Origin of the sequence: Photobacterium chitinilyticum, from assembly GCF_004104355.1 — a bacterium.
Lineage (GTDB): Bacteria > Pseudomonadota > Gammaproteobacteria > Enterobacterales > Vibrionaceae > Photobacterium > Photobacterium chitinilyticum.
The window spans coordinates 1-24,425 of the sequence record NZ_RJLM01000005.1 but is presented as its reverse complement, the minus strand read 5'-3'; the positions used below and the strand labels follow the sequence as shown (position 1 = coordinate 24,425).

The window sequence follows — 24,425 nt, the reverse complement described above, 5'->3', positions numbered from 1 at the left end:
CGCGACGAAATAGTTCACACGGCTAATCAGTAGTAATCGGCATATAACGTTACGGGATCAGGTGGAGTCTCTATCGGCTGCCAGCCTTCGTTAAAGGTATATTTCACATACACCTGAAAATGGTTCGGCTCATAAGATTCCGAACGCTCCACATCCACCAGCGCCCCTATATACCACTTCGAACTTACCCTCTTTTCCGTTGCCAATCGAAGTGAATAACCAAAATCACTACCGCTATCTTCACTACCATTCAACCCGTACGGAACATCAAGTTCACTCCAGGAATGTGACACTGATGCATAGGCAGAATAGGCCCAGGTGTTTTGATATCGGCCGTAATAACTTACAGGTAGCGAGAGCGAGAAATAAGACTGAGGACTGTAGTAACCACCGTGTCCCACGGCATATTCACCGAGGTTCTTGTCGTAGCTCATATAAAAAGCACTCACTCCGGCACTCAAGCGCTTGTCTTCCTCGGCAACAAACTTCCAGTAGCCGCCTCCCATCAATGCAAATCGCGTATTATCAACGGTGTTTTTACCATCGAAAAAATGGAATTGCGCACTCGACCAAGCACCATATGGCCCCCCGTCATCCCACGACAGCCCTAGATTGATTCCCGTTTTTAGCACTCCTCCCCACTCTTGCTCGCTAGGCACCGTCGAAGGCACTACAGCTTTAATTCCAGAGTAAGACAGTGTCGTACTGGTTTCAGGGCGACGAGATAAAACAGCCCTAAAGGTATACTTATCGATATCAAACACCTTCTCGATCCCACCGACAATACCCGTATTCAAAAAGTTTAGGGGCGTTGTGCCGATATCTGCCCGCCAATCCTTGGCCTCCCAACCAACACCAATTGCAGCTCCGGTATGCCTGTCATCAAAGCTGACATTGCTGTCATAAAAATTCTGGTCGCCAGAATCCACCTGTACATAATCCAGTTTAAAGAGCAAATGGCCGTCATACTCCGAGAGCGGTATCCGAGCCTCCAGAGGTACATTTAGCTCATGGTTTTCACCTTCTCGAAATCCATAATCGAGTCCGATCTTAATGTGACCATCTTCTCTCGCCCGCAACGTATCGATATCTGCTTTTACATTTCGAGTCAGCCAGTAATCATCGGCTTCAAGGTACATTGTTTCCAACGTTAAGTTCTGCTCTTCTTTTTTGGCCGGGTGTTTTGCCTGCCTATCAGCCAACAAAGTTTGGTAAGCCAACTTCTCTGCCGTATCCCATTGCTGCTTGTCCATTGCAATATTCAATGATTCCCACTTATCAATGGCAGTACCGTCACTCCGCTCGCCAAGCTTCGCCAGCATCAGGGTTGCATCTTGGCTGTTGTCGGTTTTGTACAGCACCTCTGCCAGCTTTAGCTGCTGTGAATAAGTAAGTTGAGGTTGACGCTGAATCAAACGCTGGGTCACGTAGGTAAAGGTTTTCTGATCTTCTAGCTGATGGCTGGTTTGGACGAGGCGAATTGCAATTTCGTCTTGACTGGGGACGTCAGAATTGAGTAAAAACTGAAACGTTTTGTGTGCTTTTGTTATATTTCCGACAGCATAGTCAGCATTCACGCCATATAACTCGTAATCGGCAATCACTTGATAATACTGAACCTGCAACACATCATTAAATGTGCGTGGCTGTGCGGCTGCCCGCCACCTATCGAACAAAAATTTATCATCAAGGACGGCAACGGCCTCCCCATACTTGATAAACAGAGTATCACTCAGTGCGGAAAGGTTAGGTGAACCTATAATCAAACGCGCCTTTCCGAGATCCCCCATTCGCATCCAGGCAAAAGCCAGGCTTAATCGATTTTCAACCGTTTTTGGGCGCGGATAACTCTGTAACATACGGACCGCCTTCTCAGGATCCTTCTCATACAAGGCCACAGCTTGTTCTATTGCCAGCTTGAGTTTCAACCGCTCAAGGCTGATTTCCATACTGACTGTACGTTTACCTTTCGGTATCGACGCTATCGCGACGATAGCTTCACGTGAATAGTCCTGCTGAGATAAAAACAATCCATATGCATAGGCCATCTCCGGCTCCTGCGTTCCAGCGGCCCAGTCCGCCATCAATCGCTCAGCTAGCCCTTGCCGTTCATGGCTTATCAACAAATCAGCAATCTCCTTCCTCAACCAAGGATCGCTAGGATTGATTTGCACCAGTTGATCTATCACTTGTTGTGTAGAACGCTGATTGTTCTGAGAGTTAGAATATGTATCAAGCCGCCGAGCCAGTTGCTCAATTTTTAGCGTATCGATTTCCTTCCGTACCAGCTGTTGCTGCGCAGGCGTAAATGTACCCGCCTGTTGTAAGGCTATCTGCGGTTGCCGCTGCATAACATAGGTATTCAATATCCCTCTGAGTGCAGCCGCATTTAATGGATCCTTTTGCTTCCCCTTGCGATACCTAGCGCTGGCCAGTAAATAGTCGTTCTCCAAAAGCGCGAGACTAGCCTGCCGGATATAACTTTGGGGGTTATCAGGTAGTAGTCCCTGTGCTTTATTGTAATATTCCTTGGCTTCCTGACCACTCCCCTCGACGACTAGCTGATCACCACGATCAAGATAGGTCCAATATTGGGCCGTTCTAACAAGAGATTGGTATTTCGTCGTATTATCAGGGTCTTCATCAAAATACGCGGCTCGCTTGAAATAGAGTAATGCCTGCTCTGACTGCCCTTGGCGTAAATAATACTTTCCCATTGCTTCAAGCAATTGCGGATCATTAGGCCGAGTCGTCATTGCATAGCTAAGCTGCTCATAGGCATAGGAAAGTTTTTCGGGGTCATCGCTTTTCACCAATGCAATACCCTTCAGCTTGGCACGGTATGTCGGATCTCTCAGCCATTCTTGCTCTTGCTTCCAACGAGACTGAGCGGCAAGATTTGCCTGCTGAATAGCAAAGTCGTATGGAAAGTAGCTGGCAAGGATAACATGTTGTTTCGCCCATTCTGCGTCAACCGGCAGATCAGAGAGAGCTTTTAACCAAGTTTTAGCAGCCCGCTCACCGACCTGCGGGTTTGCCGCCAATCTCTGCAAGGTTTCGAGCATCCAGGGATTATCGGGTTCCCGCGTTCTTAAGTGGCTAGCAAGCCGGAGCTGTAAGATTGGCACATTCGGGTAATGGTAATTCATCTGCTCCAGTTTATCTTTCACCAAAGCCCAGTTGCTATCGTCTTCACCCAGCAAGGAAAGGTAGGCTAACCATAGTTGATGCGTCGGCATACCATAGGGAAATAAAGCATCATAGCTGGCAATTGCTTCCTCTGTACGACCTAATTTTTCCAGCAACTGAAGCCGTTTATAGTCGCTACGCTTATTGGTGTAAATTGATAAATATGACTCTAATAACAACACGGTGTTCTTCGCTGAATGTTGCACGCGAAGCAGGTTTAGTCTTAGCTTGGCCTGCCTAAGCTGATTCTTTCGCGCACTAAGACGCACCAGTGCTATCTGTCCATTGAGGTCATTTGGTGACACGGCCAATAACCTATCAAGGGCACTCTCGACAATATCATCACGATTCATCAGTTCTGCGGTAACAATCTGTGAATGAAGCCAGTCAACAGTATCTATTGTTTGTGAAGGGGAGACTGGATGCATTAAAGGCGGTGACAAACTATAGACTTGTTCACGCTGTTTAGATGTCAGAGCGCAAGCCGAGTAGGCTTGTATCAGGAAAAATAAAAGTAAGCCCACCTTTGCTACAGTGCGTCCCGAAATCACTGACATAGCGTATCCCAATATGTAACTAAGCTACCATCACGTTCAAACCGGTATTTGTTCTCAAACCATCCCCCGCCAAATAGCGCCAAAACATTATCGTAGTAATAGTTATCCGGCTCGCTCAGTAACGAGTCTTTCACGGCTTGATACTGTTCTTTAGCTAATTCGCCTTCACCCGATGCGACCAACAGCGGCAACATAGAAGCCGAAAAGCCCGCAGAGCCCTTCCCTCGATAGGAACCGTTACGGGTGTTCACCGTTCGTGGCGGTAACCCTTTGCGTGTATTGGCCGTAACCATCGGCTGCATGGCTTCTATAACCCGAGGCTTGAACGGATCATCATCGGCCAGCATCCCCGCCCACAGATAAGTACGAATAGCGTTATAGCTACCCTCCCCTTTGGTTTTCTTATCCCTCGTATAGCCTTCTTCTGAATATATAACCCAATCAGGACTAAATCCCTTTGGCATAGATTCAACAATAAGGTGCTCACTACCTTTTCTGAGCGAAGCCCAGTCTTGATGGGGAAATGATGTTGCCATTTTTTCTATCAGCTGAATGGGAACATAGCTGGGGTTTAGACGATAGGTTCGATCATCTAGGACAAACCCTGTTGGTGCCGGCAGTAATAGCCGCTTTCCTTTTTCCAGTTCAACAGTTTCTTCCCGCAAGATCCGACTGGCCAACAAGTAACCGATGCTTTGGTAGTAGTAGTTATTCCATAACCTGCCAGCTTCATACAAAGTGAAGGCTATCCACAGATCAGAGTCAGAAGCCGAATTAGCATCAAGTACGGTAAATTGGCCTTGGGAATTTTCTCCCCACAACCAGGCAGGAAGCCGCGCGGTAAGATCCCCCTTGGCAAGGTTCGTTTGAGTCCAATTGAAAAGCAATTTAAACGTATCGGGATCATTGGCAATTAACGAAAAAAACAACGCATATGATTGCCCTTCAGATGTCGTGATCTGCCGCGGATCAGATCCATCAAGCACACGACCATCATCAAGAATGTATGTGTCCTTGAATTCCTCCCATGTAGACCAGCTGCATTGCTCTCCCCAAGCCTGAGTACTAAGCATTCCGCAGATTATCAATGCAACTAACTGTTTCATTCTTTATCTCCTGCAGCTAACCTCTCTGTCGCAACCCGGCGTAATGTACGCCAGATGATTATCGTGAGAGTCACAATTAAAAATACAACGCATAAAGCTATCAACACAGGATGGGAAGAAAAGTGGTACCAAACCAGTTCTATGACAGGTAAATGCCCCAAGTAAAACGTTTTCCCTACATCGAAACTAGCTACCTGCCCTCGCTGTATCGTCACCACCGAACCGAACATATGTTCTAATTTACCGCTGTCATTTAAGGCATCACCGATTAAGCCGAAATCATCGACTGTCGATGCGACCAACGAGATCAAACTCCGGTTTTTGGTGATCGGTGACTCCATAGCGACCATACTGGCAAAGTCACCGGAAACACTCACATCGACGGTTCCCGTCACATCCGTATCTTCAGGCAAACTCTTAAACCAACTCGCCCATCCCAGCTTATTATTGATAACCGGTAACGCTAATTGGCGGGTCAATTCCCCCAGAATCAAATGTGCTCCCTCATGAGAAACAACATTCTCTGCTTGCGTCGATGTTGTTCCTATCGTCAGAATATCCTTATCAATCAATTGATCAGGCTCCCAACGATCTATCATCGTCACCTTTATTGCCGGATAGCCCGTTTTTGTTCCTATCGCCCCCATCGTATCGAGCATCAGTGCCACTTCGGGTTCCACTGGGTTTTGTTTCATCACCACGACGGTTTCTGATAAATCAGCCATCTTAGAAAATGGAAAACCAGACTTAGCAAATGCTCGCAAGTTTGGCATTTTTATATAATGAGGAAATCCAGAAAAATCCAGAGTCGAATCTGAGTCCATTACGGCATAATTGCGACTGGACTGCCCAGGCTGACAAGCATCCCCCCCAGAGCCTGATAGAAAGTTAAATTCAAACTGCATCGTATTACTGCTATCTATACGAAATGCCGGAATACGAGACGACGAACTGGTACTAACCAACGTATCGTCAATTAGCGGGATCCGTAGGGGACTAGCGTCAGCATTTTTTCCTGTTTCTGAAAGATTAAATGCCTCAACAAACTGCCCATTAACAGAGAAATTCATCCGCGACTCCGAGCTCCCTGTCGGAGGAGAATAACGGTAGGCCAAATCAAGTGGTATTCCCCGAGACTGCCAAGCAAAAAGATCCGGCGGTAAGTTAAATGCCACATTAATAGGAGACGATGTTCGCCCTTCAACCTGCAACTGATAGGGACCATCAACAAGCTCGGCAAAGCTAACCGGCCTATCCGTTCTTACCCAATTAGGTGCATCATAGGGCTGGCGAGGTTTTAATTCGGTGACATTGTTAACCCGCGCAATTGGGCCGGTTAGCAGGCTATTGCCAAGTACCAGCCCCCGTACCGCGGTATTCAGATCATTGCTATCACGACCAAGAACAAGCAGCAATTTTCGGTACTCATTCATTGGGTGGGCGATCAGTTGGAGTGTAGGCCCCGTGACATCAGGAAGATCTTTGATAAATGATGGCCGGTGTTGGTTCGTCGCAAATACAATTGCATTCTGCTGTTGTGGTAACTCATCAAAATAAACAGGAAAGTTCACACCTCGCCAGCTGGCCTGTGCCCCAAAGTAAGAAGCCATAATTCCTGCAGCAGTTAACCCGCCAATATCACGCTGAGCAGGGAAAACAAACGGTAATGTTAGATGTGAGAAATCTCTTTCATCAAAAAATGGAGCCGGCAACAAAGCTAAATCTGTCGCCAAAACAGCTTGCTGAACTTGAAGGTGAATACTGCCAGCCTTGCTAATTTCTGCCCAAACACTCGGATCATTCGGGTTACGGCAGGTGCTGTTGATAGAACCTATGAGTTCAAACCTAAGCTGATTAAAATTACTTATAAATCTTGGGTCCAGAGGCATTGACGCTGAAACTCTCTGTCCTTGATCGCCGTCGTTAATTGCAATCACTCCCATAAGCTCTTCATTCAAAAAAACTTTAAGATGAGAAACGGAAGACAACAACGCTGGCGAAGGAACAAAACTGAACTGTAGCGAAGCCTTCGAGACAATTTCGTCCAACCGTGAACCAAAACTAAGATAAGCCGTACTTTCACTCCCCGACATGGTAATTGAGCCATTAACCCCCAGCTGAGAAAATGAAATTTCTTTATTCTCGACTTCCGATACTGGCTCCGTTGACGGCATTGATGCTGCAATACAAGGGATCAGCAAGCCAAATATGAGCGTTGTTATTTTGATGATTAATCGCTTCATTTAATAATCCTTCAACTGCACAAATCTTGGTCTAAATGACGACACATACCCAAAGAGAACACTGATAAATGTCCTTATAGCGTGGTAGACCTTGTTGACGGCCCTTGGACTATTCTCCAGTAACCTTTCGTACCCTTTAATACCAACGAGAAGGACACTCTTAAAACTATTCATTGGCTGATCGACTTCATATTGCTGCTTCCATATCAACCAATTATCCGCCCTGGCAAATGTACACTGGACATAATCAATTTCTTGCTTTGTTGTCATAGCATTAAGCTGGAGACCAACACTACTCTCCTCTCGATACATTACACGGCACTTAAACGTAATATCCTCCGACGAACGCCGCAGTGTCACTTCAACCTCTGACTGCCCGTCAAAAATACTATTATCTGCCGCTTTAACTCGTAGCCCCCCCAGCGAAAAATCAACCATGGTTATTGGATACAGGTGCCCTGTATGCATCCGAACCACAGCAGGTATATCAACTTCAATACGGTGATTCCTACGAACTTGCTTCGCTTCTGCTGCAACGGCAATTGCCCCCCCAAGAATAAACAAGTTATAAAACGTCCATAACAGATTAAGTGCTGTAGTTGCCATTTCGTCGGCAGGGCCCCAACTAAGTCGATATACCCCAAAGCTGACACCAATAACGTTCATGCCGATTAGCACAAGATATGGCTTGGATATGTTCCAATCAAAATGTGCCTGTTCAATTAGCCCCCCTTTTTCAGTGACATTGAACTTGCCTTTTTCTGGTGCAAACAGTGCAACTGTAGTCGGCCGAGCGATATACCATGCCAGTACCGTTTCATAAACTTCACCCCAGAAAGAATGACGATACTTACCTTGAATTCTTGAATTAGTGAGGCTCGCATGCACCATATGAGGAAAAACGTACAATACGATAACTAAAGCTGGGGCATAAATAATGTGAGACTGAAATACCAAAAATGCCAGCGGTGCAACAAGGAAGATTATTCGGGGAATTCCCGATAAAAAATGCAGCATTGCATTGAGATAGCAGAGTCTTTGCGGCCACTTCAACCCTTTCCCCATTAGTGGGTTATCCAATCTGAAAATCTGGGCCATCCCCCTCGCCCAGCGAATCCTCTGACCAACATGGGCCGATAACGATTCGGTCGCTAAGCCCGCTGATACTGGCTGCCTTAAGTATGCAGAACGATAACCAAGGCGGTGTAACTTCAAAAATGTGTGGGCATCCTCAGTCACCGTTTCGACTGCAACTCCCCCAATCTCTTCGAGTGCAGAACGACGCAATACCGCACAGGATCCGCAGAAAAAGGTCGCATCCCACATGTCATTTCCATCCTGTACCAAACCATAAAATAGGTTTCCTTCACTCGGTACATCTCGAAAATTTGCCAAGTTTCTTTCAAACGGGTCCGGAGAGAAAAAGTGATGCGGCGTCTGTACCAACGCTAACTTATCATCTTTCAGAAAGCCCCCCATTGTGATCTGGAAGAAAGCCCTTGTCGGGACATGATCGCAATCAAAAATCGCAATGTACTCACCCTGAGAGTGTTTCAAGGCATAGTTAAGATTACCTGCTTTCGCATATTCATTAGTTGGGCGACGAATATAATGAACCCCCACTTCTTTCGCGTAAGCCTTGAATTCATCTCGTTTTCCGTCATCCAATATATAAATGTTGAGTTTATGCTTTGGCCAATCCACACCTAATGCAGCCAGAACCGTTGTCTTAATAACATCCAAATTTTCATTATAAGTCGGAATCATTAAATCAATCGTTGGCCATTGAGACACATCCTTCGGCAACGGTATCGGTTTACGCTTCAATGGCCAGACATTCTGAAAATAACCCAATATCAATACAAGCCAAGAATAACTTTCCGCCATCAGCAGTATGATCCCTAGCGACAGGTCAACAGAATCATCCCAATTTAGTGTTGAGGTATAACGCCACCAGATATATCGACACGAAACAGTAACAGAAAGAATAATCAATAATAAATTGGGTACACGCCCCGGCAGGCGACGTATCAACATTGCCATTGACCACAACAGCAGCACAAAGATAACTTGCGCCTGCCACCCAAAAGGGACAGAAAGGCACAGCAACGAAAGCAAACCAATCAGAACAGTCAGTAATATCTTTGACATGTCCAGCCTTGCAGACTTGCAATTAGAACTTGTTTTTTCAGTCTTTTTTTCAGCGAGTCTTTCAATCCAGTCAATAGCCGAATGCACCGAGGACATTGGTAGCCCTAACAATCGTCGAAACCCTATCCAAACGAAATTGCGGATCGTGCCCTGCCGACTCCCATTTTGTACGCTGTCTCGATTTGGCCGACGCTGTTTTATTGATAACAGCCATAGCGCCTGGATCAGACATCGTAAAGAATCCAATAACTTGGGCCTTAAGAAGTTTACATGTGGAAAAAGGGAAAGTGGCAGCGTCCAGGTCTGAATCCCGAAAATTGTTGGCCTTAAAACAAAAGAACACAGGCAAAACCAGATAAACAGTACAAGCTTACCCAAAACCGAAGGCGACTCACTCCCCGTATACAATGAAAGGTGGCGGTAGAAGTCTTCAATAACCAAGGGATTAAATAATTTCCCTGTAATAAAGCTAAACATAGTCACCTTCATTACGAGTAAGGGTCGCAATAGTCCATAGTGCTAGCGTTTTAAATTCTGCTGCAGCCAAACTAGCTGGCGAATAACAACCGACGGTCTGCAGACTTGCGGTAGCTTCTGCAAGGGCTTCATCAAAATGTATCGGATTTGAAACTAGTAATTCACCCCATACTTTTTTCATATAAAAAGAAAAATCACTGCTCACTTCGCTATTCGAAAAATATTTGTTCGAGAGAAGTTTCAGTTTTGGAAACTGACTAACTTTTTCTCCCTGTGTATTGAGAATTGAATAACAAGCCGTATCAGGGTTAATAACAACCAAATGCAGATCGATAACTGCATGCAAAGACTGAAGCAACTTCATGTGATCAGAAGAAAAAGTAACAACAGGCAGATGAAGAATAACGTAGTCAAATTGACTGGCAAGAGACGCCAGCATCTCAGAGAAAAAGTTATCCGACAGCTTATAAACTGATGATGTATCAGAAAAGCTGCCGATATACCTGTTACTTCCTTCCCGACCAGGAGCAAACTGGCCACGTTCACCAAATGGAAGGAAATAAACCCCTGCCGGGCTTTGGTAAAAAGCAAGTGCCCAATCATCACCTTGATTTACTCGGACAGCCCAACCATCCTCTTCCGTCATTATCATTGAGAAATAAACACGAATAAAGTTACGCAAATCCAAATCAACAATAGCTACTTTTCTATCAAGTTGGTTAAACCCACAAGTAAGATTAGCTGCAACAGAGGATGCACCAACCCCTCCTTTTAACCCAGAGACAGCAATTAATTTCATCTATAGAGACCTTTCGAAGACTAAATTATGGCTTTTTAGTTTCTATTGTTTCATTCCCTAACCTAGGATGGAATTTTTTCTCTTCGCCAAAAACCCCCCAACGAGCGTTAATAGTGCACACCCTCTCGTTATCGGCGAACTCCTCATACTCGAACCCATCCAGATGGTATGATGATGCTATATAAAAAAGATCTGATTCAATATCCATAACACTTTATAGTTAAAATGAACTTTAAAAAGAAAACAAGAATAGACATTATCTGAAATCATCATTAAATAGTTAATTGTCTATATCAACATTTTATAATCATATTTATCAACATAATAAGAATAGCAGAAGTTAATAAAACAGCCACAATCAAAGATTTTTATTGCATTTTTTTATTACGCAAAGTAAAAATACCGTTGTCATTCAAGGCACCTTCCTTGTTTCCTTCACATGTTCAGTCAAGAACTGAGACTATGTGTTTCACCTCTGATACACGAAACACCATTCTAGGCCTTATCATCTCCATCTTAAGTTTATCTTGCTGAATATTGACCAACTTGCGATCCAAGTACTAGGATTATTGACAATAATTTGCTTTCACAATTTGGTTATAAATGGTCACGCTTCGGCCCTCACTTGAGAATTTCATGACCAACCTTGTTATGAAATAGCCTAAGTAAGGCTTGTCACAGAACAGTGAATGAGTATAAAGCCATATAAATTATGATAAATTTTATTATTTCAGAAAATCATGATGTGATTAATATGCTACTAGCAAGCCCTTGTCATCTAAAAGGGCCAAGCATGGCTAATCCTGATAGTAATATTTTACTAGTTAACATAGCTCGCGATTACTACAAAAGTCTATTTCCTGTAGAGAACGACGAGAAATTATTCGATTTTTATAATGATACTTTTTTTTTGAAAAGCACAAAACATGGCCTTAAGAATATCGATAAATTACTCGATGACATAGAGCGAATCCCACTTATTTCAAATGCTGACTTATATGTGCTATCTGAGGAATATTTATTCTTACCTGATAATAAAGAGCATCTATTCCAAGTTTTTTCACGCTTAAATGGTTGGTTAAGTCAATCTAACATAACTATATATTTTTGCATCTATGATACTCATAAAAATAGCCAGCTCTTTTCTATACTGAATACCCATAGCAACCAAATAGGAAGTGTGTCAGTCATCAACGGCTCGTTAGACTCACATTACCTTTATACTATTCTATACTCCCATACTGTTAACGGTATCGTTACCAATACCAGTTATCATTTTGATCCGGAAGTCGCGACATACACCCTTATAGACAACAAAGAGCATCCTCTCACTCAAAACGACACCATCCTTACTGGTGACAGCAGTGAAGTATTAACGCTTACAACGCTATTAAAAGATAACGAAACAGCACCTGAGCGATTTAACGTCTACGATTCGCTCGAACAACTATTGCAAGTAGCCTCAACAAAAAAACACGCGACCATTGTTCTACCATGCCTCACCGATGACGATATTGAGATAATCTCTCGCCAGGCTTATCAGCTTCGCATACATCGCGGCAATGAATTAAAGCTTGTCGTGAGAGAAATCGTTCAGTGTATCTGCTATAGCGATGAACGATTTCTCTTAGACTCAGGGATCAACCTCATTGTTCCTGTGGAACTTTCTTTCTCACATTTCCTAAGCCAAATAGCTGCAATACAAAACCAAGTTTATATACATCAGCTACCTGCGCGGTACGAAGAGCTTCTCTGTTTACGCCCAAGTTACGACTTTTCTGGTTTAACCGGAATAGAACAATTCACTCACCATGTAAAGTCTCTTGTTTCCCGACACATAAACCTATCGATGGACTTTGCCCTCATACGGTTAGACTTATTGCCAACAATTAGTGCTAGAGATTGTATTTCATTGTGCAACCTTCGCCGTGATGGCGATCTTCTCACACCTTGTGAAGATGCAATTTATATCTTCCTGAGTGCTGTTCGAGCCAATGATGTTGACATCGCACTAAATAATATATTCAACATAAACATTAATGAATTGTTTGCAAGTCATACGGTTTATGTCAAGCCTATTGATATTCATGAGGTACTTGACCGTGCCCAGACAACTGCAATTCCATTTACTAAAGAACTAAGATCAATCACTAAACAAATTTCCTCCACCAATGAACCGCCAACGAAGAAAAGCCAAACTCGTGCCTATGCGCGATGCGTTCCTTTAGAGCGTTCCTCTCAAAAGGTATTGCCATGAACTTAGTCGACTTTATCCTGACAGTCTCAATCACAGCTGCATTAGGGTTTGTTCTGGGATTTTTCACCAAAGCACTGATAACTAAAATACGTCAGAAATGGTTAAGCAGGCAGCTTAGCTACTTTGAAAAATACAAACACAAAGATGATGCATTGTAACCAAAGCATGGATGTGGACATATCATGACAACTAAACAACTTAGCGAGAAAGCGGTTTGGTCTCTGGGCTGGTGGAATATCTACTTTCTGATCAAGTTCGCCCTCAAATTCAAAGGCATAATCGGCTTTTCTGTTCTCTACAATTTTGCATTTTTCTCTTTTCTACTGATCCCTGTATCACACAGAGGGCTGAGAATCGCCAGAAACTGCATTGGTATAGTTATCGGCCTGTGGCTTTTCTACTTTGATTCTTTTTTGCCCCCGTTAAACCGGCTTACAGAACAACTGTCCCAATTGCTTCAGTTTGACACTCTCTATTTACTCGAGCTGGCTTCTCGGTTTATATCTCTAGATATTATGATTTTATCTGGCCTGATCATTATCGGCTATTACTTTGCCAATCAAATATTTCGAGTAACCACTCTAGTCATGGTCACTATGCTGTTTTTTAGTTTCAACCATACAGAACAGCCTCTTTCTGTACATGCAAAAGTTCCTCAAGTTAAGATTGAGAAAATCACAACACTTGAACAAGAGTTATCAAACCTAACACTACCTGATGTTATTGATGACATTGCTTTGAACCAGTACCGTAAAGCCTTTTTCGATAACGAAGCACAAAAAATATCAACATTACATAGTGGACTTAACCTCGAGCATAATTTCGATATCCTTCTGTTGAACATCTGCTCAGTTGCCTGGGATGATCTGGATCTGACAGGACAGATCGCTCACCCTCTATTACAAGAGTTTGATATCCTGTTTGAAAATTTCAACTCTGCCACCGCTTACAGCGGCCCCGCTGTCATCCGTCTTCTGAGAGCCAGCTGTGGTCAACAAGAACATACGACTCTATTTGACACCTCAAGCAACAAACAATGCTTATTATTTGATAACCTGGCTCAACTGGGCTTCGAAAATGAATTGCTCCTCAATCATAACGGCCAGTTCGGTAACTTCATGACCCACATCAATAACAATCTAGGGATTATCTCTCCTGCTGTTGACCTTGAAAATCTATCGCCTTATCAGAAAAGTTTCGATGGTTCGAGTATTTACCGCGATGCTTCTGTATTAAACCAGTGGCTCTCCCAGGGCAGTCAAAACGATTCACGTCCCACCGTCACTTTATATAATTCAATTTCGGCCCATGATGGCAATCGTATTATCCGTGGCAATACTGGCAGCAGTTTGATTAGCTACAAGCAGCAGCAAAAAAATGTACTTGATGACCTCTATGACTTTGTAAACAATCTTAAAAAATCGAACCGTAATCTGGTTGTTATCTTCGTCCCTGAACATGGTGCGGCCATGCGCGGTGACAAAATGCAAATTCAGGGCATGAGAGAAGTCCCTACGACTGCAATTACACGAGTTCCGGTTGGTATCAAACTCTTTGGACCAAACCTGAACATACAAGGAGACAAGGTGAAAATTAGCCAGCCAAATAGCTACCTAGCCATCTCCGATTTATTAGGGAACATTATCGCAAGCGATATTTTTTCAGGACGAGCCTTCCAACTGAATGACCTTGTTCGCAATCTCGATGAAGTCGGCATCGTTTCGCAGAATCAAGGCACAACAATGATGGAGGTGAGGGAAGCATCTTTCTTAACATTAGATGACGAGAGCTGGATCCAATACAAGGCTAACTAGTGCCTATTGATTTTAACTGTAAATGTTTGAAAAGATGACTTCATCAGCATGGTATAACACTGTTAACTCTGTAAAAATGATCACAGTTGATTAACAATTACAGGATGTAAGCAATGAATACACCGACTCCAATCTGGGACGGGTTTGTAAGAGGTTACCACTGGTTATAAGCCTGCTCAGTGGCAGGCTTATGGTATACAGATACGGAAGGTCTAATGGATCTATTCAGATATTCCTTATAGTAGTGATAAAATTATTCCTACTACATAAATACAATATGAGCAAAGTCATGCTAGGTACACTACAAAAAATGAAATCGTCGTTAGGTGACGTGGTTGAATACCAACTGCCTGTCGGTGAGAATTTTCTACCGCTAAACCCTTTGATTGGTAAAACACTGAAACTGACCCACACCGGTAATATCTTCTGTGATGCCTGTGGCAAGAAAACAAAGAAAAGCTACTCCCAAGGGCACTGTTTTCCCTGTATGAAAAAACTGGCCCGCTGTGACATGTGCATCATGAAACCGGAAACCTGCCATTATGCGAAAGGGACTTGTCGAGAACCAGAATGGGGCGATACCCACTGTATGGTTTCTCATTATGTCTACCTTTCTAATACATCTGGTCTAAAAGTAGGGATCACCCGCCATACTCAGCTACCGACCCGCTGGATTGATCAGGGGGCAACACAAGCACTAGCTATACTGAAAGTTAAGACGCGTCAGATATCAGGGTTAGTAGAAATCGCCCTTGCCGAAATGGTGGCAGATAAAACAAACTGGCGTGCCATGCTCAAAGGCGACAATGAAAACATTGATCTGAAAACGGAAGCTGCTCGACTGCTCCCGATTATCGAATCGCGGCTCAATGAACTCTTGGCCTTATACGGCGAGGATGCCGTCGAACAACTCGATGAAAAGTTGGTTACTATCCAATACCCGGTCACCCAGTATCCAACCAAAATCAGCTCTCATAATTTTGATAAAACACCGATCGTTGAAGGGACGTTGTTAGGTATAAAAGGGCAATATCTGATCTTCGATACCGGGGTGATTAACATTCGAAAATTCACCAGTTACGAAGTAACCGTTGAAACACTATAACTATAGCGAAAAGGCGGTATTACCGCCTTTCTGCACTATTATTCTTGTCTATTTCTTCGTCTTCGGCTGAACATACTTTCTAGAGCCGTCAACAATGGCTACATCTCGGATAAAGTTAATCCCAAGTACAATGCCTTTGCCTGCGGTTAGGGCAAACTCGGTAAGCTCATTGAGTTCACCTAGCTTAGCGCGTAGCTTTACTACAGCTTGGCGATTTTTACTGCCATTTTTGTTCTTCAACCAACGCTCAACTGGCAACTCAACAGATTGTCCACTGGTCTTAAACTTGATCCAATCATTTCCGTCTCGTTCAAATTCCTGGATATCTGAAACACCAATTGTCGAAAGCTTTACATCAGAATCCACTTTAACTCTTACATGCTGCTTGGCTGAATCTAACCAAACCCATTCCTCTGCACCCAAAATTAACTTTCCATACTGCGTCTTCGTCACAACTGGTGTTGGCTTAGGCTTGGGTTCCGGTTTGACTGCCGGCTTCAACTCTGGCTTGGGCTGCGGTACAGGAGCAACCTCAGGACCGGTAACAATAGGTTCTGTGGGTTTCACTTCACCACTAATTTCAGGCTCAGGTGTAGGCTCCGGCCCACGAGTAACTTTCTGTGCGCAACCAGCGAGTAATACCGCCGCAATACAGGCTGCAATTATTCTCATTCTAATAACCTTAAATCTTTCCCATACCACAATAATATGCTGAGAAATCATTCGCTCGCAAGTTCTACCTTTGGGCATAGGTCTCGTTAAATTGATTTACTTTAGCTAATAGCCACGGCTCATCATACCATCCCATATTCCGGCTATGCTTAGCATCATCCCACAAACTGAGAAACCAACGTCTCAATTCAAACCCCTCAGCAAGCGGTACTTTTTCTTGGTAACGCTCAACCAACTTCAGATCAGGCCGCACATCATAAAGATGGAAAATATCAAATTCTCGATGCTTATAACCAGCATCACATGGATCAAGAATAGCTGCGACCTTAAACGTCCTGGGGTTAAAGAGCACGTTCCCGACATGGCAGTCGTCATGAACAAGCGAAGAACGCGTATTTATAGGTGAGAGAATTTCTTCTTTGTTCTCCCACATAGAAATATAGGCATCTTTTAATCTTGGAGAAAAAGGCGAACAACTACTTTGTACATAACGCAATACCGGTGCCATCCAGCTCTCAAATGCTTTAACCAAGCTCGGATCGTACTGCTCTTCAGCAAGTTCAAAACCTTGCTGCGATTGATTTTCATGAAGGGCTAATAGCAAGTCTGTATAACTTTCGCGAAACTGTTCGAGCGCAATTGGATTACTGGGTAATTCATGGGCAGATAAACCATCAAGCCATTCCATCATTAAGTAGTCATAGCCCTCTTCCCGGCCGAAAAATAAAATCTCAGGAACAGAGCAATCCAGGCATTTTGAAAGGCGGTGTAACCCTGTAATTTCTTTTGCCAACCGCCCTATCTCTCTAGAGAACTTTACAACAACCTTCCCTTTTGGCGATGCTGCAAATACAACCCAGCCGTAGAATGATTCCTGAATATTACACAGTTCAGGCCGCTGACCATACATTGTCTGATAAGCAGTTTCAGCAATTTGCTTAAGCTGATGCCGAATCATTAACACTTCCTTTTACTTGAACAACTGAACGCATTCAGTCATATATTCCCTACACAAATACATAGTCAAAAATATAAAAATTTTAGTCTTATCTATCACAACCAGAGTGCAACAAATGACACTTTGTCGCTAGAGTTTTGGGTCAAAATAGTAATTTATGAGTGCGTGCTCTCATAAAATTGCATTTAAGGAGGTTAATAAACGTAGAAAACCCATGCATTATATCGTCACGAGCGTTAATTAAGATCAGTTCTTAAAAAACAGACAGTTGCCAATAATACCCGCACCTTTCGCTAGAGACATTTTATATGTGCGAGACCAATAAACGCAGGCATTGTTCGTTGAGATAATTGTTAATAGCAAGTAAATGTAAGTAGAGAAGCAGATGCTGCGAATATCACAGCATCTATTACTTATTGGATCGCAATACCAATTGCGTTCGCAAGATTATTCAATTGCTCTTCATTATCAAGCCTAACTGACCAGTTAACGCCACTTCCTGTCGCTGTAACCACGTTCGCTCCACCAATTAACGTTACGTCATCCACCCGTGCTTGCAGAGATACACGAGATACCCCATCGAGACGAACAACAAGCTCATGCTGGTTGGCAATAACACGGCCTTCAGAAAAAGATAAATTCATTTGATTAGGCTTCTTTCTTCTTATGTTTCATGACTGCCATCGTCAAACGGCTTGTACATACCAAACGGCCTCGTTCTTCCGTGATCTCTATCTGCCAAACCTGCGTAGTCGTCCCGAGGTGAACCGGTGTTGCTGTTCCCCTTACTATTCCACTGCGAACAGCACGAACATGATTGGCATTAATATCAAGCCCTACACAATACTTTGTCTCATCAACGCACATATTGGCAGCTAATGAGCCAAGCGTTTCTGCCAACACCACTGATGCTCCGCCATGTAGCATGCCTAATGGTTGATGTGTGCGCGCATCAACCGGCATTACGGCACTCAGGCTGTTATCATCAAAGTCGCAGTATTCTATACCGAGGTGCTCGACAAGCGTATTCACCGAACTCAGGTTCAGACTATCTAGGGTAAATTTTTTCTTCCAAATACTCATGAAGTTACCTATAGGTCATAATATACAAAGAATACCACTCTCCATTCATACCGACTACTAACTATACTCGGCGACCTCTGCCGTAGTATGATCCAATCATTAGTTTTTCCTATAATTGAATGAAAGGAGTCATTCAAATGCATTACTTTCGATCTTTATTTAACTTTCGCCCCTTACTTAACACTGCTCTTATCGCCACGGCTGTCTCATTAACAGCCTGTTCAAGTTCACCGACAGGTCGACAGCAAGTATTGCTTTTTTCGAGTCAAGATATGTCACAGCTAGGGGCACAATCATTTGAACAGCTTAAAGAGCACGAAACCATCAATCACGATCAAAAGACCAACCAGTACGTTCAGTGTGTAACCAAGGCGTTAACATCTAAGCTGAACCCAAGCAGCGGATTCAGTCAATGGGAAGTAGTGGTATTCGACAGTAAGCAAGTCAATGCCTTTGCGCTACCTGGTGGAAAAATTGGTGTATACACCGGATTGCTTGAAGTCGCAACTAACCAAGATCAGCTTGCAACCGTCATCGGCCATGAAATTAGCCACGTATTAGCTCAACACAGCAATGAACGTCTGTCACGTAGCCAGTTAGCCAATGTTGGGCTGCAACTCTCGAGCATGGCGATAAGCGGCACAGATTACCATGATGTGACCATGGCTGGACTAGGACTTGGGATGCAATATGGTGTGCTGATGCCCTATGGCCGGGCCCAGGAATCCGAATCAGACATCGTTGGATTGCGCTTGATGGCAGAAGCGGGATTTAACCCAAATGAAAGCGTTAGTCTGTGGCAAAATATGGCTAAGGCTGCCGGTGGTAGCCAGCCCCCAGAACTTCTTTCCACCCACCCTTCTCACTCGACACGTATTGATGATCTCAGAGCAGAAATAGGACGATTACCGAGCAATAATGCAATTCGTCCTCAATGCCTACTCTAATCGTGTTCGGAAATATAAAAAGCGCCCTTAGGCGCTTTTTTCATTCACAGAGCAATTTACTTCGTGATCTCAAAGCCCGGCGTATACACTTCTACGCGACGATTCTTTGCACGACCAGCATCAGTATCGTTTGGTGCCAAGGGCTCTGCCTCACCTTTACCCTGAGCAACTATACGATTCTTATTAATCCCAAAGTGTGCTCCTAAGTAGCCAGCAACGACAGCAGCACGCTCTTCCGAAAGCTTCTGATTATAATCTTCGGCTCCTCGGCTATCTGTGTGACCGACGACATACAGTTTAGTTTCAGGATACTCCACCAACCGTTGTGCAATTGGCTGTATCAAATCGATATCTGATTGCGCTAGCGCATTACTGTCAAAAGCAAACGGTAGATTAACGCTCAATGCTTTCACTTTCATCATTTCAGGTTCGACGAGTACTGGCGCAGGCTCTGGTACCGGTTCAGGCTCAATAATCGCTACCGGGGTGGGTGCTCCCCAGTAATACACCAGGCTTAAACCATAGAAATGAATATCACTTTCACCCGGGCTACTGCCACCCACCTGGTTATAATACTGGTACTCTACACGAGCAGATAAATCATCATTAAAGAAAAACTCCGCACCAACTCCCGCCGTCGGAGCGATACCGTTATCATCTTGATTGTTTACACTATTATCGACATCAAATACGTAACCACCCAGCTTACCAAACAAATCAATTGATGGTGTCGCCGACCATGTAAACTTACCGACCAAATCTAACCCGTGTACTTCAAATCCGCCACTGCCATTATTAAAATCAGCCTGACCCAGATAGGTGTATCCACCCTCAACACCAAACCAAGAGTTATAGGTGTAACCAATAAAGGCACCGCCTCCCCAGTCGTCACGCTCAAAGCTGTTCTCGGCACCATCTAAAGCCCCATCAAAACTATCGAAGTTTGTACCGCCGATACGCGCGCCGGCATACCATGGGTTATCTGTTGCGGCATGAACAACTCCCGAGAGTAATAACGCCAATGGGAGAATTTTGTAAAATTTTGTCATATCTAGATATCCCTATTATTCATTCTTTTTTACCACTACCACTGTAGTGTTTAGAACTGAATTTGATTTTTTACAAGGGAAATACAAATAAATAATGAGGAAAATCTTCCAGATATCAACAATAACAGAATATAAAAAAGCTCATTAACATGAGCTTTTTTGTGGTACTTATTTGTCTTGTATCCGCCCTTCAGCTAACGCTTCAGCCGTTGCATCTTCTACTGCCATAAAGAGGTAATCTATGTCCCCTTTTGGCGATGTCATCGGGTTAAGGGTGATATTCTGATACATGAATGGCGCTTGTTGGGTTATAGGCCTGACATTACGACACTTAAACAGATAAGGACGCTGACGCCAAATCAAAAAGCTCCGGCACCCTAATTCAAAAACAGGCTTCGATTTCGCGGTAAACCACTCCGCTGGGATCTCGGGAAAAATATCAAATATTTTTTTCCCTATCGCCTCATGCGCCTGTTTACCACTGTGATGGATCATAAATCCATTCCACACGTGAATGGTATAATCTTTATCAAGAACGACAAGGCCAACATCAACGTGCTGCACCATGTCGACCATCCAATGAAACTGTTCAAACTCAGCAGGTAAAGCAAACATGGCCTAGTCCTCGTCCATCAAGTAAGACAGCTTGTTATCGAGCAAAGGTAGTGATTCATCAACAAACATCAGTAATAAATCACATTTGATATCAGTACCTTCAATACCGTAACTCACTTCAAATGTCATTGTTCTACGCCAATTTCCTTCGGTCTGCTCAATCATACTTTCTATCGATAAATGTTGTCCGAGCAACACTGGGTGACTTTGGAAAAACTTCACTTCAGCCTGTTGCCCTAAGCCCTTAAGGAAAGAACCAACAAGAATATTGCTGACATCCATCAATAACTCCAACTCTGAATCACACCCCGACTCTACTGGGTACTTCATCATAGTCATGAGATCTTTTACGCTGGAATCACTTAACAGCACCAATGCTTCACCGGCGATCCCTTCACCACTGAAACCCTGACAGACGCCGGACATCGCACTATTGCTGGCAAGATGGCGCATTGTCATATGAAGTTCACTCACTTCAAAGACATTCACGTTAGGCAAGGGTAAGTTAACAAACACGTCAAAATGGCGGGCAAGCGAATCCGCCGCTCGACCAATAGCCACATTGGCAACTTCAAGATAAACATCGCGACGTCGAAGTGCTGGGGTGGAGATTCGGTGTATCACCTCATCAAATGCAACAGGCTCGGAAGGTATCAGCTCTTTGAGCAGCGTTTTCAATAACGCTTTATCAACCGGTTTTTTTAAAAACTCAACCGCTCCAAGGGCTTTAACTCGTGCCTGTGCTTGTGGCTGAATATCACCCGACACCACAATTACTTTAATATCAATATCTTGTTGGCGGATCGCCTCCAATGTCTCGTATCCGTCCATCTCTGGCATTGTCAGATCCAAGAACATCAGGTCAAACTTGTCTTTTTGAAGGTGCTGCAAGGCCTCTAAACCATTAACAGCAAAAGTAACTTCGGCTTGCAAGGAGGCTGGTAGCGCCCTTGCCATTTGCTTTCGTGCTAATGCTGAGTCATCACAAATCAAAATTGAGGTAGCCATGCGTGCTCCTTGGCGCTTCTTATTTATTGGAGCGCTGCTATTATTCTTTTTAATAAAACTTCCACCTAGATAATAACAGTAGAAGTGCTACTGGTCTGCTGAAATATACCGCTAGCACCTATTTACAGCCTTCATTTGACTACATTAATAATTGTGACAACGTCACACCAATGAATTGTATGTCTTTACTACACCTTAAGTAGTATGCACAGCATCATTGTTATGCCTTAAATGGCCATTCTATTTACATTGTAAATATTGGCTTGAACGAGGTGATTTTCCTTTTCCACACTGAGTAAGTGTTTTAAACGCGATGAAGGCAACGTAGAATGCTAACTATTATCACTATATGACTTAAAGCGACTTATCAGCAAATTATGAATGTTCATGGCTCCCACCACACCGATTGTCAACATCCTATAAAAATAGGGATCATCGGTGGAGGTATCGCTGGATCAACGATAGCGCTCCGCTTAGCTGAGCTTGGTATCCAAGTAGAGCTATTCGAAGAAGGCAAGAGCCTAGTCAACGGCCCGCCAATCTGCCATTTACACGCTGGTGGAAACCTATATAGAGAGATCTCAGATCAGCAATGTCTGACGCTGCTACAAGAATCGATAGATACGCTTCGAATATTCCCCCATACCGCGAATATCAGACCCACCGTGATTGCCGTTCCAGCGCGAGATCTTGGTGATCCTGAAGCTCTGCTTCCACGGTTGGCATTGCTGCAAGACGCTTACCGTCAATCCGTCGAAACCGATAGTCAGAATCAGGTACTAGGGAACCCGGATAACTATTACAAACTCTACTATCGATGTGAATTGGAACAGCTAGCCAATTTATCAACGCCTTTAGAACCAACTTCAATTGATGACTGGATGATCCCTGTCGCCAAGAATTTAGATTTAGATAAATTTAAATTCCCACTGATCCTTGTTCAGGAATATGGGTTAAGCGTATTTCGCCTGGCAGCAACTGCCAATATAGCCCTTGAACAGTTACCTTCGTGCAAGCTAAATACACAATCGACCGTTATCGATATCCAACAACACGAATACGACAACTCTTGGTCAATCAACTACCAACAATTCGACGAAGCACTTGATGATCATATTACACACTCTGTTAACGTTGATTATTTGGTCAATGCATGCGGTTACCGTACTGGCACACTCGACAACTGGGCAAATTTACCCCGTAACAGAATGGTAGAGTTCAAAGCAGCCTACGTTACCCACTGGGCAGAGTGTGAAGGGATCTGGCCAGAAATTATTTTCCACGGTGAACGTGGTACACCCAATGGAATGGCTCAGCTTACACCCTACCCGAACGGTTTTTTTCAGCTTCATGGCATGACAGAAGACATAACGCTGTTTAGACAAGGACTGGCCAGCAGTACAACAAAAAGTGCCCAACCCGAACTAGATAAATCATTCATTCAAAAACTCAAGTACGGCTGGACAAACTCGGACATTGATACTCGAACCGATAGAGCCATCAAGCACATGACACAGTTTGTACCGGCATACCACACTGCAACCATCGGAGGAAAACCATTATTCGGTGCTCAGCAGATCCCGGGGGATGACCCTTCACTTAGGGCCGCTGATATCTCTTTTGCAGGCCAACGCTATGCGCGAACTGAAATAGTCAAAGCATCTTCTGCACTTTCTGCTGCTGACGGTGTTATCCAACAATTACGGTTGGAAGGCCTCCTACCTAATATCAATGAGGCAAAACAACCTCTTGAGCACCAGTTTCCGTTCACCTCAAGCTTAAGTCAGGTCAAAGTGATCACCAAGGCCGAGACATTAGCAACAGAACGGGGTTACCCACCCGCCTTGGCACACTTAGTTCGATTCGATACTTAGGACTAAGAACTAATAGCGGCTCAATGTAATGAGTCGCTTACTAGCGATAGAACACCGCAAGCCAGATTGTCTCTTGATCGGGAATGGTCCATGACACTTGGTGACGCTGGTGGGCAAGAATATTAAGGTGGTCGCCTTGCTTTAAATGCAGCTCTCGGTCGTTATCATCAAACCGTATCCGGGCTTCCCCCTTCAGCACGACCACCCATTCATGTTCATCTTGATCGTACCACTCATCGGTCGGTGTCGTATGGCCTTTGGAGATAATACGCTCTATACGGATCGTTGAAGTGTTGACGATATCTTCAAATATTTCCCCGGGCAGTTCAGCAGGTATATTCTCAAAAACATTCATTATGATCCCATCCCTAAAAAGTAAAAATCCGCCTTCTAAGAAGGCGGCTTTACATTCACCCCCTAGAAGGGGGCATTCCACGCTATCAGTTTTTCAACAACTCAAGCTGATTCTCATACTCAAGCTCTTCTTTGTCCTGATGTCGTACATATCTACGAATTATTGC

At 43.9% G+C, this 24,425-nt stretch carries 19 protein-coding genes and 1 pseudogene; 6 read left to right on the top strand and 14 right to left on the bottom strand.

What is annotated here, in order from left to right:
- Nucleotides 1–26: 26 nt before the first annotated feature.
- Genes EDI28_RS13220 through bcsQ form a run of 5 tightly spaced genes read right to left on the bottom strand, consistent with a single transcriptional unit; the run spans nucleotide 27 to nucleotide 10,522 of the window.
- Nucleotides 27–3,746 (bottom strand): cellulose synthase subunit BcsC-related outer membrane protein, encoded by a 3,720-nt coding sequence (locus EDI28_RS13220; protein WP_128784361.1) that lies wholly within the window; start codon nucleotides 3,744–3,746, stop codon nucleotides 27–29.
- Nucleotides 3,737–4,852 (bottom strand): cellulose synthase complex periplasmic endoglucanase BcsZ, encoded by a 1,116-nt coding sequence (gene bcsZ / locus EDI28_RS13215; RefSeq protein WP_128784360.1) that lies wholly within the window; start codon nucleotides 4,850–4,852, stop codon nucleotides 3,737–3,739. The genes EDI28_RS13220 and bcsZ overlap by 10 nt, the downstream gene beginning before the upstream one ends.
- Nucleotides 4,849–7,095 (bottom strand): cellulose biosynthesis cyclic di-GMP-binding regulatory protein BcsB, encoded by a 2,247-nt coding sequence (gene bcsB, locus EDI28_RS13210; protein WP_128784359.1) that lies wholly within the window; start codon nucleotides 7,093–7,095, stop codon nucleotides 4,849–4,851. Before bcsB ends, bcsZ begins: the two co-directional genes overlap by 4 nt.
- The gene (gene bcsA, locus EDI28_RS13205) at nucleotides 7,096–9,723 is read right to left on the bottom strand and encodes a UDP-forming cellulose synthase catalytic subunit (RefSeq protein ID WP_128784358.1); all 2,628 of its coding nucleotides are present in this window, start codon (nucleotides 9,721–9,723) and stop codon (nucleotides 7,096–7,098) included.
- The gene (bcsQ, locus tag EDI28_RS13200) at nucleotides 9,716–10,522 is read right to left on the bottom strand and encodes a cellulose biosynthesis protein BcsQ (RefSeq protein WP_128784357.1); all 807 of its coding nucleotides are present in this window, start codon (nucleotides 10,520–10,522) and stop codon (nucleotides 9,716–9,718) included. Before bcsQ ends, bcsA begins: the two co-directional genes overlap by 8 nt.
- 793 nt (nucleotides 10,523–11,315) lie before the next feature.
- Here bcsQ and EDI28_RS13195 point away from each other — a divergent pair.
- From EDI28_RS13195 to EDI28_RS13185, 4 genes are all read left to right on the top strand, one after another.
- The gene (locus EDI28_RS13195; protein WP_164918550.1) at nucleotides 11,316–12,779 is read left to right on the top strand and encodes a BcsE family c-di-GMP-binding protein; all 1,464 of its coding nucleotides are present in this window, start codon (nucleotides 11,316–11,318) and stop codon (nucleotides 12,777–12,779) included.
- Nucleotides 12,776–12,937 carry a hypothetical protein gene (locus tag EDI28_RS26965; protein ID WP_164918549.1) on the top strand — a complete coding sequence of 54 codons (162 nt, stop codon included), beginning with the start codon at nucleotides 12,776–12,778 and terminating at the stop codon, nucleotides 12,935–12,937. The genes EDI28_RS13195 and EDI28_RS26965 overlap by 4 nt, the downstream gene beginning before the upstream one ends.
- Nucleotides 12,938–12,961: 24 nt before the next feature.
- Nucleotides 12,962–14,593, top strand: coding sequence for a cellulose biosynthesis protein BcsG (gene bcsG, locus EDI28_RS13190; protein WP_128784355.1), 1,632 nt, complete (start codon nucleotides 12,962–12,964; stop codon nucleotides 14,591–14,593).
- A 277-nt stretch (nucleotides 14,594–14,870) separates the two neighbouring features.
- Complete coding sequence (locus EDI28_RS13185; RefSeq protein WP_128784354.1) at nucleotides 14,871–15,698, top strand: DUF2797 domain-containing protein; 828 nt, start codon at nucleotides 14,871–14,873, stop codon at nucleotides 15,696–15,698.
- A gap of 48 nt (nucleotides 15,699–15,746) precedes the next feature.
- Here the strand turns inward: EDI28_RS13185 and EDI28_RS13180 are convergent, their stop codons facing one another.
- The 4 genes from EDI28_RS13180 to EDI28_RS13165 all read right to left on the bottom strand — a co-directional run bounded on the left by EDI28_RS13180 (nucleotide 15,747) and on the right by EDI28_RS13165 (nucleotide 18,411).
- A complete protein-coding gene (locus tag EDI28_RS13180; RefSeq protein WP_128784353.1) occupies nucleotides 15,747–16,370 on the bottom strand; it encodes a putative ATP-dependent zinc protease in 624 nt (207 codons plus the stop codon).
- Nucleotides 16,371–16,434: 64 nt separating this feature from the next.
- Nucleotides 16,435–17,328 carry a phosphotransferase gene (locus EDI28_RS13175; RefSeq protein WP_128784352.1) on the bottom strand — a complete coding sequence of 298 codons (894 nt, stop codon included), beginning with the start codon at nucleotides 17,326–17,328 and terminating at the stop codon, nucleotides 16,435–16,437.
- Nucleotides 17,329–17,741: 413 nt separating this feature from the next.
- On the bottom strand, nucleotides 17,742–17,972 hold the full coding sequence (locus EDI28_RS13170) for a DUF3389 domain-containing protein (RefSeq protein WP_128784351.1): 231 nt from the start codon (nucleotides 17,970–17,972) through the stop codon (nucleotides 17,742–17,744).
- 4 nt (nucleotides 17,973–17,976) lie between these two features.
- The gene (locus EDI28_RS13165) at nucleotides 17,977–18,411 is read right to left on the bottom strand and encodes a hotdog fold thioesterase (RefSeq protein WP_128784350.1); all 435 of its coding nucleotides are present in this window, start codon (nucleotides 18,409–18,411) and stop codon (nucleotides 17,977–17,979) included.
- A gap of 137 nt (nucleotides 18,412–18,548) precedes the next feature.
- Here EDI28_RS13165 and EDI28_RS13160 point away from each other — a divergent pair, with 137 nt between their 5' ends.
- On the top strand, nucleotides 18,549–19,358 hold the full coding sequence (locus tag EDI28_RS13160; protein ID WP_128784349.1) for a M48 family metallopeptidase: 810 nt from the start codon (nucleotides 18,549–18,551) through the stop codon (nucleotides 19,356–19,358).
- 56 nt (nucleotides 19,359–19,414) lie between these two features.
- Here the strand turns inward: EDI28_RS13160 and EDI28_RS13155 are convergent, their stop codons facing one another.
- The 3 genes from EDI28_RS13155 to EDI28_RS13145 all read right to left on the bottom strand — a co-directional run bounded on the left by EDI28_RS13155 (nucleotide 19,415) and on the right by EDI28_RS13145 (nucleotide 22,030).
- Nucleotides 19,415–20,407, bottom strand: coding sequence for an OmpA family protein (locus EDI28_RS13155; protein ID WP_128784348.1), 993 nt, complete (start codon nucleotides 20,405–20,407; stop codon nucleotides 19,415–19,417).
- Nucleotides 20,408–20,575: 168 nt separating this feature from the next.
- The gene (locus EDI28_RS13150; protein ID WP_128784347.1) at nucleotides 20,576–21,022 is read right to left on the bottom strand and encodes a PAS domain-containing protein; all 447 of its coding nucleotides are present in this window, start codon (nucleotides 21,020–21,022) and stop codon (nucleotides 20,576–20,578) included.
- Nucleotides 21,023–21,025: 3 nt separating this feature from the next.
- Nucleotides 21,026–22,030 (bottom strand): response regulator, encoded by a 1,005-nt coding sequence (locus EDI28_RS13145; RefSeq protein ID WP_128784346.1) that lies wholly within the window; start codon nucleotides 22,028–22,030, stop codon nucleotides 21,026–21,028.
- Between the two features lie 377 nt (nucleotides 22,031–22,407).
- On the opposite strand from EDI28_RS13145, the gene EDI28_RS13140 reads away from it, so the two are divergent.
- Nucleotides 22,408–23,904, top strand: a complete 1,497-nt coding sequence (locus tag EDI28_RS13140; protein ID WP_128784345.1) for an NAD(P)-binding protein — start codon at nucleotides 22,408–22,410, stop codon at nucleotides 23,902–23,904.
- 40 nt (nucleotides 23,905–23,944) lie between these two features.
- Here EDI28_RS13140 and EDI28_RS13135 read toward each other — a convergent pair whose 3' ends face one another.
- Together EDI28_RS13135 and EDI28_RS13130 are read right to left on the bottom strand one after the other, a co-directional pair.
- Nucleotides 23,945–24,259, bottom strand: a complete 315-nt coding sequence (locus EDI28_RS13135) for a cupin domain-containing protein (protein ID WP_128784344.1) — start codon at nucleotides 24,257–24,259, stop codon at nucleotides 23,945–23,947.
- An 85-nt stretch (nucleotides 24,260–24,344) separates the two neighbouring features.
- A pseudogene (locus EDI28_RS13130) lies at nucleotides 24,345–24,425 on the bottom strand (IS200/IS605 family transposase); the annotation flags it as partial.

Bases quoted from the DNA above. Each gene is read 5' to 3' on its own strand.
- bcsG (WP_128784355.1), top strand. From the start codon at position 12,962: ATGACAACTAAACAACTTAGCGAGAAAGCGGTTTGGTCTCTGGGCTGG.
- EDI28_RS13145 (WP_128784346.1), bottom strand. From the start codon at position 22,030: ATGGCTACCTCAATTTTGATTTGTGATGACTCAGCATTAGCACGAAAG.
- EDI28_RS13170 (WP_128784351.1), bottom strand. From the start codon at position 17,972: ATGAATTTATCTTTTTCTGAAGGCCGTGTTATTGCCAACCAGCATGAG.
- EDI28_RS13135 (WP_128784344.1), bottom strand. From the start codon at position 24,259: ATGAATGTTTTTGAGAATATACCTGCTGAACTGCCCGGGGAAATATTT.
- bcsQ (WP_128784357.1), bottom strand. From the start codon at position 10,522: ATGAAATTAATTGCTGTCTCTGGGTTAAAAGGAGGGGTTGGTGCATCC.
- EDI28_RS13220 (WP_128784361.1), bottom strand. From the start codon at position 3,746: ATGTCAGTGATTTCGGGACGCACTGTAGCAAAGGTGGGCTTACTTTTA.
- EDI28_RS13180 (WP_128784353.1), bottom strand. From the start codon at position 16,370: ATGAGAATAATTGCAGCCTGTATTGCGGCGGTATTACTCGCTGGTTGC.
- EDI28_RS13160 (WP_128784349.1), top strand. From the start codon at position 18,549: ATGCATTACTTTCGATCTTTATTTAACTTTCGCCCCTTACTTAACACT.
- EDI28_RS13150 (WP_128784347.1), bottom strand. From the start codon at position 21,022: ATGTTTGCTTTACCTGCTGAGTTTGAACAGTTTCATTGGATGGTCGAC.
- EDI28_RS13195 (WP_164918550.1), top strand. From the start codon at position 11,316: ATGGCTAATCCTGATAGTAATATTTTACTAGTTAACATAGCTCGCGAT.
- EDI28_RS13185 (WP_128784354.1), top strand. From the start codon at position 14,871: ATGAGCAAAGTCATGCTAGGTACACTACAAAAAATGAAATCGTCGTTA.
- bcsB (WP_128784359.1), bottom strand. From the start codon at position 7,095: ATGAAGCGATTAATCATCAAAATAACAACGCTCATATTTGGCTTGCTG.
- EDI28_RS13155 (WP_128784348.1), bottom strand. From the start codon at position 20,407: ATGACAAAATTTTACAAAATTCTCCCATTGGCGTTATTACTCTCGGGA.
- bcsA (WP_128784358.1), bottom strand. From the start codon at position 9,723: ATGTTTAGCTTTATTACAGGGAAATTATTTAATCCCTTGGTTATTGAA.
- EDI28_RS26965 (WP_164918549.1), top strand. From the start codon at position 12,776: ATGAACTTAGTCGACTTTATCCTGACAGTCTCAATCACAGCTGCATTA.
- bcsZ (WP_128784360.1), bottom strand. From the start codon at position 4,852: ATGAAACAGTTAGTTGCATTGATAATCTGCGGAATGCTTAGTACTCAG.
- EDI28_RS13175 (WP_128784352.1), bottom strand. From the start codon at position 17,328: ATGATTCGGCATCAGCTTAAGCAAATTGCTGAAACTGCTTATCAGACA.
- EDI28_RS13140 (WP_128784345.1), top strand. From the start codon at position 22,408: ATGAATGTTCATGGCTCCCACCACACCGATTGTCAACATCCTATAAAA.
- EDI28_RS13165 (WP_128784350.1), bottom strand. From the start codon at position 18,411: ATGAGTATTTGGAAGAAAAAATTTACCCTAGATAGTCTGAACCTGAGT.